This window comes from Mesorhizobium sp. (assembly GCF_017306585.1).
GTDB lineage: Bacteria > Pseudomonadota > Alphaproteobacteria > Rhizobiales > Rhizobiaceae > Mesorhizobium.
Map to the genome: position 1 here is coordinate 1 of NZ_JAFKIC010000277.1, position 13,938 is coordinate 13,938.

The 13,938-nt window shown below is 61.7% G+C and carries 12 protein-coding genes; 7 read left to right on the forward strand and 5 right to left on the reverse strand.

The window, feature by feature from the left end; translation table 11 throughout:
• The 5 genes from J0I79_RS32015 to J0I79_RS32035 form a co-directional block, all read left to right on the forward strand.
• On the forward strand, positions 1–2,004 hold a 2,004-nt coding region (locus J0I79_RS32015), incomplete at its 5' end, for a valine--tRNA ligase (RefSeq protein WP_292869186.1).
• A 361-nt stretch (positions 2,005–2,365) separates the two neighbouring features.
• Entirely contained in the window at positions 2,366–3,529 is a 1,164-nt protein-coding gene (locus J0I79_RS32020; RefSeq protein WP_292869188.1) for an outer membrane protein transport protein, read from the forward strand.
• A 397-nt stretch (positions 3,530–3,926) separates the two neighbouring features.
• A complete protein-coding gene (locus tag J0I79_RS32025; RefSeq protein ID WP_292869191.1) occupies positions 3,927–5,162 on the forward strand; it encodes an OmpP1/FadL family transporter in 1,236 nt (411 codons plus the stop codon).
• A 288-nt stretch (positions 5,163–5,450) separates the two neighbouring features.
• Positions 5,451–7,175 (forward strand): dihydroxy-acid dehydratase, encoded by a 1,725-nt coding sequence (gene ilvD, locus J0I79_RS32030; protein WP_292869194.1) that lies wholly within the window; start codon positions 5,451–5,453, stop codon positions 7,173–7,175.
• Positions 7,162–8,010: a tetratricopeptide repeat protein gene (locus J0I79_RS32035; RefSeq protein WP_292869197.1), complete on the forward strand. Its 849-nt coding sequence runs from the start codon at positions 7,162–7,164 to the stop codon at positions 8,008–8,010. The genes ilvD and J0I79_RS32035 overlap by 14 nt, the downstream gene beginning before the upstream one ends.
• A gap of 202 nt (positions 8,011–8,212) precedes the next feature.
• On the opposite strand, the gene J0I79_RS32040 is transcribed toward J0I79_RS32035, so the two are convergent.
• The 5 genes from J0I79_RS32040 to erpA all read right to left on the reverse strand — a co-directional run bounded on the left by J0I79_RS32040 (position 8,213) and on the right by erpA (position 10,656).
• Positions 8,213–8,530 carry a hypothetical protein gene (locus tag J0I79_RS32040; RefSeq protein ID WP_366015615.1) on the reverse strand — a complete coding sequence of 106 codons (318 nt, stop codon included), beginning with the start codon at positions 8,528–8,530 and terminating at the stop codon, positions 8,213–8,215.
• Positions 8,531–8,594: 64 nt separating this feature from the next.
• Positions 8,595–9,389 carry an exodeoxyribonuclease III gene (xth, locus tag J0I79_RS32045; protein WP_292869203.1) on the reverse strand — a complete coding sequence of 265 codons (795 nt, stop codon included), beginning with the start codon at positions 9,387–9,389 and terminating at the stop codon, positions 8,595–8,597.
• Positions 9,390–9,402: 13 nt separating this feature from the next.
• On the reverse strand, positions 9,403–9,789 hold the full coding sequence (locus J0I79_RS32050; RefSeq protein ID WP_292869206.1) for a VOC family protein: 387 nt from the start codon (positions 9,787–9,789) through the stop codon (positions 9,403–9,405).
• 2 nt (positions 9,790–9,791) lie between these two features.
• Complete coding sequence (locus tag J0I79_RS32055; protein ID WP_292869209.1) at positions 9,792–10,301, reverse strand: hypothetical protein; 510 nt, start codon at positions 10,299–10,301, stop codon at positions 9,792–9,794.
• 7 nt (positions 10,302–10,308) lie between these two features.
• A complete protein-coding gene (gene erpA / locus J0I79_RS32060) occupies positions 10,309–10,656 on the reverse strand; it encodes an iron-sulfur cluster insertion protein ErpA (protein WP_292869212.1) in 348 nt (115 codons plus the stop codon).
• An 87-nt stretch (positions 10,657–10,743) separates the two neighbouring features.
• On the opposite strand from erpA, the gene J0I79_RS32065 reads away from it, so the two are divergent.
• Both J0I79_RS32065 and argS read left to right on the forward strand, forming a co-directional pair.
• Positions 10,744–11,958, forward strand: coding sequence for a deoxyguanosinetriphosphate triphosphohydrolase (locus J0I79_RS32065; RefSeq protein ID WP_292869215.1), 1,215 nt, complete (start codon positions 10,744–10,746; stop codon positions 11,956–11,958).
• A gap of 62 nt (positions 11,959–12,020) precedes the next feature.
• Positions 12,021–13,778, forward strand: a complete 1,758-nt coding sequence (argS, locus tag J0I79_RS32070; protein ID WP_292869218.1) for an arginine--tRNA ligase — start codon at positions 12,021–12,023, stop codon at positions 13,776–13,778.
• The last annotated feature ends 160 nt before the right edge of the window (positions 13,779–13,938 follow it).

Sequence of the window (13,938 nt, forward strand, 5' to 3'; positions counted from 1 at the left end):
AAAATCCCCGTCCTGGCGGACGAGTATTCCTACCCAGAAAAAGGCTCGGGCGCGGTCAAGATCACACCGGCGCATGATTTCAACGACTTCGAGGTCGGCAAGCGCCACAAACTGCCGGCGATCAACATCCTGACCGTCGAAGCCGCCATCAAGCTCAGGGATAATGAGGACTTCCTCGCGGGCCTCGAAGTGACGCCCGAGCGCCAGGCGGTCTGGGACGAGCTCGACGGGCTCGACCGTTTCGTCGCGCGCAAGAAGATCGTCGAGCTGATGGAAGCCGGCGGCTTCCTCGACAAGATCGAACCGCATCGCCATGCCGTGCCGCATGGCGACCGCGGCGGCGTGCCGATCGAGCCGTTCCTGACCGAGCAGTGGTATGCCAACGCAGCCGAACTCGCCAAGCCGGCGATCGCCTCGGTGCGCGAGGGCCGCACCAACTTCGTGCCGAAGAACTGGGAGAAGACCTATTTCGACTGGATGGAGAACATCCAGCCCTGGTGCATTTCGCGCCAGTTGTGGTGGGGCCACCAGATACCCGCCTGGTACGGTCCGGATGGACGTGTCTTCGTCGAGAAGACCGAGGAAGAGGCGCTGAGCGCGGCGATCGAATATTACCTGGCGCTGGAGGGGCCCTGGAAGGCCTGGGTCGAGGACAAGCTGGAGAACTTCAAGCCGGGCGAAATCCTGACCCGCGACGAGGACGTGCTCGACACCTGGTTCTCCTCGGCGCTGTGGCCGTTCTCGACGCTTGGCTGGCCTGACCAGACCCCAGAGCTGAAAACTTACTACCAGACCGACGTGCTGGTGACCGGCTTCGACATCATCTTCTTCTGGGTCGCCCGCATGATGATGATGGGCCTGCACTTCATGGACGAGGAACCGTTCCACACCGTCTACGTGCACGCGCTGGTGCGCGACAAGAACGGTGCCAAGATGTCGAAGTCGAAGGGCAATGTCATCGACCCGCTCGACCTCATCGACGAATACGGCGCCGATGCGCTGCGCTTCACGCTGGCCGTGATGGCGGCGCAGGGGCGCGACGTGAAGCTCGATCCCGCCCGCATCGCCGGCTACCGCAATTTCGGCACCAAGCTCTGGAACGCGACGCGTTTCGCCGAGATGAACGAGGTTGCCCGCAATGACGAGTTCTGGCTCAACGACGCCAAGCTCGCGGTGAACCGCTGGATCCTGACCGAGCTGACGCGCGCCGCGCGCGAGATCACCGACGGCATCACCTCATACCGCTTCAATGAAGCGGCAGGCGCCGCCTACCGCTTCGTCTGGAACCTGTTCTGCGACTGGTACCTGGAACTCCTGAAGCCGGTGTTCATGGGCGCCGACGAGGCGGCCAAGGCCGAAAGCCGCGCCTGTGTCGCCTTCGTGCTCGACGAGATCTACAAGCTCCTGCATCCGATGATGCCGTTCATGACGGAAGAGCTGTGGGCGCAGACGGCGGGTGAGGGCAAGGAGCGCGGCTCGCTGCTGTGTCACGCAGCCTGGCCGGCGCCGGACTTCGAGGACACGCAGGCCGCCGCCGACATCAACTGGCTGGTCGATCTCGTTTCCGGCATCCGTTCGGTGCGCTCGGAAATGAACGTGCCTCCGGCGGCGATTGCGCCGCTGGTCGTGGTCGGCGCCAATGAGATGACACGCGAGCGGCTGGCTCGCGAGGAGTCCGCCATCAAGCGGCTGGCGCGCATCGGCGACATCTCGCTGGCCGACGCCGCGCCCAAGGGCTCGGCGCAGATCGTGCTCAACGAGGCGACGATCTGCCTGCCGCTCGGCAGCCTGATCGATCTCGCCGCGGAAGCGGCGCGGCTGCAGAAGGAACTGGCCAAGGTGACCGAGGAAATCGCGCGCCTGCACAAGAAGCTGTCCAATGAGAGGTTCGTCGCCAGCGCCCCGGCCGAAATCGTCGAGGCCGAGCGCGAAAAGCTCGCCGAATACCGCGATGCGCAGGACAAGCTTTCCGTCGCGCTGACCAGGGTCCGCGACGCCGGTTGAGGGGTGGATTCGCAGGGCGCATGGGGGCGGATTTCCCATGCGTCACTTGCCTCCAAAACAGGCATTCCGCTGCGTTAATGTTGACGTAAACGGAAACTTTTAGCCCCATTGTTGCCATAATGTAACAATGGGGCTCTTGCCCCTGGATTTTGCTGTTTTTTGAGCCTTTTGGGTCATTTTTGGTAGTTTTAGCGGCCAACATGCCCAGGGAAGGCCATGTTTGGGCCACTGGGAATGGACGCGACAGGGTCGATTTTAGACTTGGCTGTTCCTGTACATGTACGCTCCGCGAATTCGTTGTTGCACCGTTAACCTGAATTGGTTCTAGCTTGATGCACTGATTATTCGGGGGAGGACATCCATGGACAATTTGCGTCTGAAAGCACTGCTGGGCGCAGGGTGCTTTTCGCTGGCTTTGATGGGATCGGCGCATGCCGGCGGTTTTTCGCGCGGCACGGCCGATACCGACATTCTTTTTGAAGACGGCAATTTCAACATGCGCACCAGCGTGACCTATGTCGCGCCGACCAGGAAGTATTCCGTCAACCCGATGAACCCCTATCTCGTCGGGGAGAACTATTCGGATAGTTATGCGATCCCATCGGCTGCGGTTAAGTTCAAGCTGACGGACAGCCTCTCGTGCGCCGGTACTCTCACCCAATCATATGGTGGCAGCGCGACGTGGTCGCGTTCGAGCGGTACGCTCGGCAAGTTGAATGAAGACTTCACCATGTACGAGTATGGCGCGACCTGCGGGTTGAAGTTCGACCTCAGCAAGGGGCGTATCTGGATCATCGGCGGCGTCTACAATGAAGTTACCGACTATGATCTCGTTGCGGGGGCTCTACCTGGCACCGCCAGCGCAAGGCTTGGCGTTCAATTGCATGACAGCAACTTCGGCTGGCGCGCAGGCGTCGCTTACGAGATTCCGGAGATCGCGTTCCGCACACAGTTGATGTATCGCTCCGGTGTTGACATCAATGCCAGCGGCTCGGCGACTTATATGGGCTTCCCTGCCGGCTCTGCCTCTGGCATGGCGAATTTTCCGCAGAGCGTGGAGTTCAAAGCGCAAACCGGCATTGCTCCAGGCTGGCTCGCGTATGGCAGCGTGAAGTGGACGGATTGGTCTGTTACGGAAACACTGATGCTGAACGTGCCGGCGCTGGCGCTGAGCAGTGGCAATCTGTATTTCTGGCGTGACGGCTGGACGGTCACTGGCGGCATCGGTCACAAATTCAACGACCAGATCTCCGGAACCGTCTTTGCGACCTATGACCGTGGTGTAAGCACCGGATGGGACCTGACCGGAGACAGCTATACGATCGGCAGCGGCGTTTCGATGAAGGACAAGTTGGGTGGCGAGCTCCGCTTTGGCGTCGCGGCCATCTATCTGGCCTCGGTTTCCGAGACTCAATATAACAACAGCTACGTCCCGGGCAGCCCCGATCCGCGAAACGGTTATAACCGTACGGTCCAGGGTGATTGGGGATACGCTCTGTCGGCAGGCTATAGCATCAAGTGGTAATCTGAACATATCGAGCGGGAAAGGCCGGGCGACGCCCGGCCTTTTTTGTTGCAGGCGCTTGCCGCGTCCTTCAGTGCTTTGCTGCAGGCATATTAGCTTGAGTGCAGATATTGCCGTTGACGTAAACGGAAGTTTGTCGGCTATTGTTGCCATAATGTAACATCCAGCTCGTTGGCCCTCATAACGCCAGCTTTTGAGAAGCTTGCCGGGCTTTTTCTTGCTTTTTTTGACGAGGCCGCTCCGAAAACTGCGGTTTTGAGTGGGTGATGATCCCAGGCATCGCCAGCAAAAACACCTTCACAAAATATGTACGTGTACGCCTCTTGAAATCGCTGTTGCGTAACCCATGAAAATTGGTTCTTGCTTGGGTTGTACTCGGTTTCTGGGGAGGAGACTCATGAACAAGCTGCGTCTGAGGGCACTGCTGGGGGCAGGATGCTTTTCTCTCGCTGTGATCGGGACCGCTATGAATACGGCGCATGCCGGTGGCCTGGAGCGGGGCGGTTACGACATCGACCTGCTGTTTGACCCGGCGCCGTTCGCATCTGACGCCGGGGTGACCTACGTCATGCCCGACCGCAAACTCAAGAATGCGGTAAACACCTCTGGCGGAATACTTCCCCCAGGGGTCAGCAGCAGCACGGCTCGCAACACCGAGAACTACGCGGTGCCGTATGTGGGCTTCAAGGCTTCTCTTGGCTACGGCGTCGACTGTATGGCGGATTATTCGCAGCCTTGGGGAGCGAGTTCCAATCCAGGTCTCTGGAACGGCGCCTATTCCAACATCCGAACAGAGATCAAAAGCAACAACTACGCCGGCACCTGTTCCTACAAGATGGATGTCGGCAAGGGCCAGCTGCGCTTTATCGGCGGCGTTTTCTACCAAGAGGTTTATGGCTACAAGGAAAGCTATGCCACACCGCAGGCGCCCGGCGCCATCGGGCGTGTGGATCTGACAAGCAGTGGCTGGGGCTGGCGCGCCGGCATCGCCTATGAAATTCCCGACATCGCGTTGCGCGCGAGCCTTGTATACAATTCGCAGGTAAAGCTCGACAATATCTCGGGCACCCTTACCTTGCCGGCTTTTCTCGGCGGGGCTACTCCGATCTATGGCGCGACTCAGAACATGCCGGATTCGGTGGAATTCAAGCTGCAGTCTGGCATCGCGCCCGGCTGGCTTGCCTTCGGCTCCGTCAAGTGGGTCCACTGGAGCCTGCTGCAAAGTGTTGCGATCTGCCCGCAGGGCTCCCAGATCATTGCTGAATGCTATACGAATTCCCCGGTTCAAGCTACTTCGCTGGACCTGATGTATCGTGATGGTTGGACAGTCACCGGCGGCATTGGCCACAAGTTCAATGAGCAGTGGAGTGGCGCGGCCCAGATTTCGTGGGACCGCGGTACCTCGCACGGTTACGGCGACCAGACCGACACCTGGACAATAGGTGGTGGCGTTGCCTATACGCCGTCTCCGAATGTCGAATTTCGGCTGGGCGGTGCGATCGGCGTGCTGACCAGCGGCCATTCAGGTGTTGTGGACGGCGCGAACGGATCCCAGGCCGGCAAAGAAGTCAGTTACGACTTCGGCAACGATTTGGTCACGGCGATCACGGGCGGTGTCAAGATCAAGTTCTAAGTTTCTGAAAACTCTATCAAAAGGCCGGTATCGCCCGGCCTTTTTTGTTGTCTGGAAATGGCCGGCGCCTGCGCTATCCAAGCTGCGTTGCATATAAGACGCAGTCGGGGCGCCTTTTGTGATTGTGACGTTTCGGCAACACTTTCTGAACAACCCCTGCGCTAAAAGTCAGGCCAAGGAAATTGCCCATTTCCCGCCATAAACCCGGCGCACCTCGAATTGGTCTCGGGACACGCGCCAAAAGGCTCGGCGATGGGACAGGCCGCGCCGCCCGCGGCAAGGAAGAGAATGGACGCCAAGGTCATTTCAAAGGCTAAGCTCCCTAGCCGCTATGTGACTGTCGGGCCGGCGCGCGCGCCGCACCGGTCCTATCTCTATGCCATGGGCCTTTCGGCGGCCGAAATCGCGCAGCCGCTGGTCGGCGTCGCCTCCTGCTGGAATGAAGCGGCGCCCTGCAACATCTCGCTGATGCGCCAGGCGCAGGTGGTCAAGAAGGGCGTGGCGGCCGCCAACGGCACGCCGCGCGAATTCTGCACCATCACCGTCACCGACGGCATCGCCATGGGCCACCAGGGCATGAAGTCTTCGCTGGTGTCGCGCGAGGTCATCGCCGATTCGGTCGAGCTCACCATGCGCGGCCACTGCTACGACGCGCTTGTCGGCCTCGCCGGCTGCGACAAGTCGCTACCTGGCATGATGATGGCCATGGTGCGGCTCAACGTGCCGTCGATCTTCATCTATGGCGGCTCGATCCTGCCCGGCAGCTATCGTGGCCGCCAGATCACCGTGCAGGATGTGTTCGAGGCCGTCGGCCAGCACTCGGTCGGCACGATCGGCGATTCGGAGCTTCTCGAAATCGAGCAGGCGGCGTGTCCGTCCGCTGGTTCCTGCGGCGCCCAGTTCACCGCCAACACCATGGCAACCGTCGCCGAGGCGATCGGTCTCGCGCTGCCCTATTCCTGCGGCGCGCCGGCGCCTTACGAGATGCGCGACCGCTTCAATTTCGCCTCGGGCGAAAAGGTGATGGAACTGATCGCCAAAAACATCCGACCGCGCGACATCGTCACGCTGAAGGCGCTGGAGAACGCCGCGACCGTGGTCTCGGCCACCGGCGGCTCGACCAACGCGGCACTACACCTGCCGGCGATCGCGCATGAGGCGGGCATCAAGTTCGACCTGTTCGATGTCGCCCGCATCTTCGAGAAGACCCCCTACATCGCGGATCTCAAGCCGGGCGGCAAATATGTCGCCAAGGACATGTTCGAGGCCGGCGGCATTCCGCTGTTGATGAAGACCTTGCTCGACCATGGCTATCTGCATGGCGACTGCCTGACGGTCACTGGCCGTACTTTGGCCGAAAACATGGAGCATGTTTCCTGGAATGAACACCAGGATGTGGTCCGCCCGGCCAACAGACCAATTACACAAACCGGCGGTGTCGTGGGCTTGAAGGGAAACCTTGCCCCCGAAGGCGCGATCGTAAAGGTCGCGGGCATGGCGGAACTGAAGTTCTCCGGCCCGGCGCGCTGCTTCGATTCGGAAGAGGAATGTTTCGAGGCGGTGACGAACCGCGCCTATCGGGAAGGCGAGGTTCTCGTCATCCGTTATGAAGGCCCGCGCGGCGGTCCTGGCATGCGCGAGATGCTGTCGACGACGGCAGCCCTTTACGGCCAGGGCATGGGCGGCAAGGTGGCGCTGATCACCGATGGCCGCTTCTCGGGCGCGACGCGCGGCTTCTGCATCGGCCATGTCGGGCCGGAAGCGGCGGTGGGCGGCCCGATCGGCCTCCTGCGGGATGGCGACGTGATCTCGATCGACGCGGTTAACGGCACGATCGACGTGGCATTGTCCGAGGCCGAATTGGCGGCACGGGCCAAGACATGGAAGGCGCGCAAGACCGACTATCAGTCGGGCGCGATCTGGAAATACGCACAGACGGTTGGATCCGCCCGCGATGGCGCGGTCACCCATCCGGGCGGTGCGAACGAAACACATTGTTATGCGGACATCTGAGTTGTTGAAGTCGACATCAGATATGTTGAGGTTGTCTGTCCTGTCGGCACTGGTCGCTGTCGCGATCTTTGGCGCCGTGGGCCAGGCCATGGCCTTCGACGACAAGGTGTTCGACGACAAGACTGGTGTGAAGCCGCAGTCGAGTCCCTGGGCCGTGTTCCAGTTCGGCTTCTCCGCCTACAAGAGCGGCCACAAGGAACAGGCCGCCGAGGCCTACAAATACGCCGCCGAAAACGGCCAGATCGGCGCCACCTGGAAGCTTGCCCGCATGTATGCGGAAGGCGACGGCGTGGCGCGCGACGATTATGAGGCGTTCAAGTTCTTCTCCGAGATCGTCGATCAGGACGTGGAGCCCGGCTCGCCCGAGGAGAGCTATGTTTCGGACGCGCTGGTGGCGCTCGGCGATTATCTGCGGACCGGCATTCCCGGCAGTCCGGTGACCGAGAACGAGGTGGCGGCGCAGGAGTACTACATGCGCGCCGCCGCCAATTACCGTAACCCCAACGCCCAGTTCGAGATGGGGCAGATGTTCCTCAAGGGCGAGGGCGGCGTGAAGGCCAGCGTCAAGCAGGCTGGGCGCTGGTTCCAGCTCGCCGCCGAAAAGGGCCATGCCGGCGCACAGGCGACGCTCGGCCATCTGCTGTTCCAGAGCGGCAAGATCGTGCGTGGCCTGGCGATGATGACCGCCGCACTCGAGCGTGCCTCGCCAGCCGACCAGCCCTGGATCCGCGGCATGCAGGAAGAAGCCTTCGCCGCCGCCGGCGAAGCCGACCGTCGCACCGCCATCTCGCTGGCGGATGATATCCTGACCAAGGGCAACAACGCCGACCAGTAGGTGCTGGCGATCGAACTGCCAATCTCCCCCATGTGGGGAGATGCCCGGCAGGGCAGAAGGGGCGCCGTCCCGCTGGCCTGTCAGTTGTGAACTTTGCTTATTAAAGCGGGTTTTCTGCGCTCGCAGTTTCGACGGGAGGTAGCGATCCTTCGCGCCCCCCTCTCGCCTGTCGGTCATCTCCCCCACAAGGAGGGTAGATCAGCTAATTCTCGGTGGGCTCTGTCGGCACCATGCTTGGCGCGGGCGTCGAGATCGGCGTCATTTGCAGATGCGGCGCCATCGTGTTGCCGGGACACTTGGCGTCCACCTTCGTCCAGGAGGTGTTGTTGAGCACCATGTCGCAGCGGGCGAGGTGGCTCCGGTCGGCGATCGTCAGGCAGGCGACCTGGCCGACCTGATAGGATTTTCCGTTGGCCAGGCATTCCTGGGCGGCGAAGGCTGCCGCGGGAGTGGCCAAGGCGACGGCCACAGCGATCGGACAAAGCAGAGATTTCGTGGTCATGGGAACCCCAGCCGCCATGATGATCTCCAATCATGCGCCCGAATGTGGCGATACAAGGTCCGTTGCCGGCGGACAGGCCTCGTCAGGCAGGCTGGAGCGCCAGGTCGATCGCCACCGGGACATGGTCGGAGGGCTTTTCCCAGGCGCGCACGTGCTTTTCGATCGACGCCGAGGAGAACCGGTTGGCGGCTTCCGGTGACAGCAGCAGATGGTCGATGCGGATACCATTGTTCTTCTGCCAGGCGCCGGCCTGGTAATCCCAGAAAGTGTAGGTGTCGGGCGCATCGGTGACGGCGCGTACCGCCTCGGTGAAGCCGAGGTTGAGTAGCCGGCGGAAGGCCTGCCGCGTCTGCGGCTGGAACAGCGCGTCGCCCAGCCAGTTTTCCGGAAACCTGGCATCGATCGGCTCGGGAATGACATTGTAGTCGCCGGCCAGCACCAGCGCCTCTTCCAGCCTGAGGCGCTCTTCTGCCCAGCGCTCCAGCCGTGCCATCCACGACAGTTTGTAGGGGAACTTTTTCTCGTCATCGATCGGGTTGCCGTTCGGCAGATAGAGCGAGGCGACGCGCAGCGCACCCTTGTCGGTGGAGAACACGCCTTCGATGAAACGCGCCTGCTCGTCCGTGTCATCACCTGGCAGGCCTCGGTTCACTTCGTCGAAGCGCAGCTTCGACAGCAGCGCCACGCCATTAAAACCCTTCTGGCCATGGGTTTCGACGTTGTAGCCGAGCGCCTCGATCTCGGCGCGCGGGAACTGCTCGTCGACCGTCTTGATCTCCTGCAGGCAGACGATGTCGGGCGCGCTTTCGGTCAACCAATGGGTCAGGTTGCCGATGCGGGCGCGGACGCCGTTGATGTTCCAGGTGACGATTTTCATGATGGCCTCGATGCTATTGCGGCGGATGGCGCTCGACGAGGCCGATCGTATTGCCTGCCGGGTCCTTTAGGAAGGCTATCCATTCGCTTTCCCCCGCTGGACCGAACTGGCCTTCGGTGTCGCGATGGACAAGCGTCGGCGGCGCCGTGAAGGGAACGCCGGCGGCCTTTGCCTGCGCGTGGAAGTCGTCCAGGCCCGAAATGTCGAGGTAGACGGTTCCGGCTGTTATGCCGTCGGTGAAGAGCAGCCTGACACCGCCGGCCATGATGAAGGCGATGCCGGGCGGATCGAAGCGTGCATGGACGCTCATGCCCAGCACATCGCGCCAGAAGGCCAGCGTTGCGTCAAGATCACGTCCGGCCGACAGCGCGACCTGACGGACCGCGCCGACGGCAGGCATCTTCAATTGCCCCCTTGCGATAGACTCTCGGTATTGTCCGCGAGTATTTGCTCAATTGTGTCCCGAATATGCGGCGCCTGCGCCCGTGTCGTGCGCTCGTCGGTCCAGTCGCAAGCGTCATAGAGACAGCCTAGCCAATTCGGAAAGTCGTATCTCGCCTCGATGGGAGAAACCATCCGGCAGACATGGAAGGGCTTGATGTCGTCCTGCAGATAGATGCGCAGGCGTCGAAGGAATATCTCGCGTGCCATTCTGCCGGCTTCCGCCGACCTCTCGTTAAAATTGGGGAAGTGCCGCGCAGTCAGCGACCTCAAATGAGCATGAGCCTTCCCTAGTGCTACAGCATTTCTCGGGTTGGACCGCACAAGTTGCAGATAGTCGAGATCGTCAGCATAGCTAGGGGGCGCCACATGAAGGGCAGCCCAACCGAGAATGTCGGCATCGGAAATCGCCTTTATCTCGTGCGCGACAAGGACCGTGATCGGGTCCTCGCAGCCATCGAGAAGCGGCATCATTCCTTCATATGCTGAAACTGGTGCCGCAGCCGCAGGAGGCGACGGCATTCGGATTGCGGATCTGGAAGGACTGGCCCATCAGATCGTCGACGAAGTCGATCACCGAGCCGCCCATATAGACCAGCGACAGGTCGTCGATCAGCACGGTGGCGCCGTCCTTTTCGATGGCTACGTCGTCATCATTGCGCGAATCGACCAGATCGAACTTGTAGGAAAAACCAGAGCAGCCGCCGCCTTCGACGGAGACTCGCAACGCCGTCTTGCCGGCCTCGCCAGACACGATTTTGGCGATCCGCTTCGCAGCGGCCTCGGTCATGTCGACTTTCATGGCAGTCTTGGCATCAGCGCCCATGGGCGTCACCTTGCTTTCGGTTTCACATGATAGGTATGAAGCGCGAGGGGCCAAGTCAACTGGACCAAGTCAACTGCGGCATCGACCATGACCAGCGAATTGGGCGACATCGGATTCGGCTATCGGCCGCGCGCGGCCTATGCCACGGATCCCGCGCGCTCGCGCGGCAGGCTCTTCGACGAGGTCGAAAGCCCGACCCGCACGCCGTTCCAGCGCGACCGTGACCGCATCATCCATTCGACGGCGTTCCGGCGGCTGAAGCACAAGACGCAGGTCTTCATAGCGCATGAAGGCGATCACTACCGCACAAGGCTAACCCATTCGATCGAGGTGGCGCAGATCGCGCGCGCCTTGGCGCGGGCGCTGCGCGGCGACGAGGATCTCGCCGAGGCCGTGGCGCTGGTGCATGATTTCGGCCACACGCCCTTCGGTCATACCGGCGAGGATGCGCTGAACGAGAAGATGGCGGCGTGGGGCGGGTTCGATCACAACGCGCAGTCGCTGCGCATCGTGACGAGGCTGGAAGCGCGCTACGCTGAATTCGATGGGCTGAACCTCAGTTGGGAAACGCTGGAGGGGCTGGTCAAGCACAATGGCCCGCTGACCGACAGTGCCGGCAATGGCCTTAAAGGACCGGTGCCGCAGGCGATTCGCGATTACTCGCAGCTGCAGGACCTCGAACTGGACCGCTTTGCCGGCATCGAGGCGCAGTGTGCCGCGATCGCCGACGACATCGCCTACAACACGCATGACATCGACGACGGGTTGCGGGCGGGACTGCTGACGCTGGACATGCTGACGACCGTTTCGCTGCCGGGCGCGATTCTCAGGGGGGTGCGCGAGCGTTATCCCAGGCTCGATGAAGTGCGCACCGGTCACGAACTGATGCGGCGGCAGATCACCGCCATGGTCGAGGATGTCATTGTCAGCGCATCCGCCAAGCTGGAGCGTGTCGGGCCGCAAAGCGCCGACGCGGTGAGGGCGGCTGGCGAGACCATGGTGACCTTTTCCTCCGAGATGGCTGCGGCCGAGAAGGAACTGAAAGCCTTCCTCTACAAGCACCTCTATCGCCATGAGGAGGTGATGCGGGTGCGGGCGGGCGCCGACCAGATCGTGAGGGACCTGTTCGACGTCTATTTCGCCGATCCGCGCGCCATGCCGGATGGCTGGCGCGAAGGGCTGGACCGGGCCGACGAACGCATCAAGGCGCGCAGCGTGGCCGACTTCCTGGCCGGCATGACCGACACCTACGCGCTGAAGGAACACAGGCGTTTGTTTGACCGCACGCCGGATTTGAGCTAGGGCGGGCTCGATTTTGCCGGCCAACGAGCCGGATTCGTCATAAAGCCGCCAGAGCAATACCCATGAACATCTTCGCCGATTTCACCGCGCGGGTCACAAAGGCTGTCGAAGCGCTCGATCTGAAAGACAAGGACGGCGTTTCGCCCGACCTGTCGCGCATCGCCGTCGAGCCGCCGCGCGATGCCAGCCATGGCGATCTCGCGACCAACGCGGCAATGGTGCTGGCCAAGCCCACCGGGCAGAATCCGCGCGCGCTGGCGGAAAAGTTGGCGCAGGCGCTGCGGGACGACAGCGATGTCGCCGCCGCCGAGGTCGCCGGTCCGGGCTTCGTCAACCTGCGGCTCAAGGACGGCTTCTGGCAGGCGCATCTTCAGGCGCTTCTCGGTGAGGGCCGCAATTATGGCCGCTCGACGATCGGGGCCGGCCGGAAAACCAATGTCGAATATGTCTCGGCCAACCCGACCGGACCGATGCATGTCGGTCACTGCCGGGGCGCGGTCGTCGGTGACGCACTTGCCAACCTCATGGCCTTCGCCGGTTATGACGTGACCAAGGAATACGTCATCAACGATGCCGGCGCTCAGATCGACGTGCTCGGGCGTTCGGCGCTGTTGCGGTACCGCGAGGCTCTTGGCGACGACATCGGCGAGATTCCGGCCGGTCTTTACCCCGGCGACTATCTGGTTCCGGTCGGTCATGCGCTCGCCAAGGAATTTGGCCGCTCCCTGCTGCAGATGCCCGATGACGAGGCGCTGGCCATCGTCAAGGACAGGACCATCGATGCGATGATGGCGATGATCCGCGAGGACCTGGCGCTGATCAACGTGCATCACGACGTGTTCTTCTCGGAGCGCACGCTGCACGCCGATGGTGCCAGGAAGATCCGCTCGGCGATCAACGACCTGACGCTCAAGGGCCATATCTACAAGGGCAAGCTGCCGCCGCCCAAGGGCGAGAAGCCGGACGACTGGGAAGACCGCGAGCAGACGCTGTTCCGCTCGACCGCGGTCGGCGACGACATGGACCGGGCGCTGGTCAAGTCCGACGGTGCATTCACCTATTTCGCCGCCGACGTGGCGTATCTGAAGGACAAGGTCGATCGCGGCTTTGTCGACCTGATCTATGTGCTCGGCGCTGACCATGGCGGTTACGTCAAGCGGCTGGAGGCGCTCGCCCGTGCCGTCGCCGGCGACGATGTCAAGCTCACCGTACTCCTGTGCAACCTGGTAAAGCTGTTTCGCGATGGCGAACCGGTGCGCATGTCGAAGCGGTCCGGCGATTTCGTGACATTGCGGGAAGTCGTGGAGGAGGTGGGGCGCGATCCCGTCCGCTTCATGATGCTCTACCGCAAGAGCGATGCGCCGCTCGATTTCGATTTCGCCAAGGTCACCGAGCAGTCGAAGGACAATCCGGTGTTCTATGTGCAGTACGCCTCGGCGCGCTGCCATTCGGTATTCCGGCAGGCGAGCGAGCAACTGGGCGAGGCGAATTTCGATCGCAACAGCCTGGCGGCGGCCGCGGCTTCGCTGACCGACGAGGGCGAGATCGGACTGATCCGCAAATTGGCGGAATATCCGCGCCTGATCGAATCCGCGGCTCTTGCGCTGGAGCCGCATCGGCTGGCATTTTACCTCTATGATCTGGCTTCGAGTTTCCATGGACACTGGAACCGGGGCACGGACAATCCGGACTTACGTTTTGTTAAGGTTAACGACCGACAATTGACGCATGCCAGACTAGGGCTGGTGCAGGCTGTTTCGGACGTGCTGACGTCCGGCCTGACGTTGATCGGAGCCGCAGCGCCCACCGAAATGCGTTAGGTTTGACTAAAAAACCTGTCACCTTTTGCCCACATTGCGCTGGTAAGGGCCAACCCTGCGCGACGTCCATGGCGTCCGACTGAGTGCGAGTTCGGGAACAATAATGGCAGACAGAACCCAGCTGAGAGTAGCCGACAACAACGACATCGCTGACGATGAT

Excerpts from the sequence above, each read along its gene's own strand:
- J0I79_RS32020 (WP_292869188.1), top strand. The coding sequence starts at position 2,366 with ATGGACAATTTGCGTCTGAAAGCACTGCTGGGCGCAGGGTGCTTTTCG.
- J0I79_RS32025 (WP_292869191.1), top strand. The coding sequence starts at position 3,927 with ATGAACAAGCTGCGTCTGAGGGCACTGCTGGGGGCAGGATGCTTTTCT.
- ilvD (WP_292869194.1), top strand. The coding sequence starts at position 5,451 with ATGGACGCCAAGGTCATTTCAAAGGCTAAGCTCCCTAGCCGCTATGTG.
- J0I79_RS32035 (WP_292869197.1), top strand. The coding sequence starts at position 7,162 with ATGCGGACATCTGAGTTGTTGAAGTCGACATCAGATATGTTGAGGTTG.
- J0I79_RS32040 (WP_366015615.1), bottom strand. The coding sequence starts at position 8,530 with ATGGCGGCTGGGGTTCCCATGACCACGAAATCTCTGCTTTGTCCGATC.
- xth (WP_292869203.1), bottom strand. The coding sequence starts at position 9,389 with ATGAAAATCGTCACCTGGAACATCAACGGCGTCCGCGCCCGCATCGGC.
- J0I79_RS32050 (WP_292869206.1), bottom strand. The coding sequence starts at position 9,789 with ATGCCTGCCGTCGGCGCGGTCCGTCAGGTCGCGCTGTCGGCCGGACGT.
- J0I79_RS32055 (WP_292869209.1), bottom strand. The coding sequence starts at position 10,301 with ATGCCGCTTCTCGATGGCTGCGAGGACCCGATCACGGTCCTTGTCGCG.
- erpA (WP_292869212.1), bottom strand. The coding sequence starts at position 10,656 with ATGGGCGCTGATGCCAAGACTGCCATGAAAGTCGACATGACCGAGGCC.
- J0I79_RS32065 (WP_292869215.1), top strand. The coding sequence starts at position 10,744 with ATGACCAGCGAATTGGGCGACATCGGATTCGGCTATCGGCCGCGCGCG.
- argS (WP_292869218.1), top strand. The coding sequence starts at position 12,021 with ATGAACATCTTCGCCGATTTCACCGCGCGGGTCACAAAGGCTGTCGAA.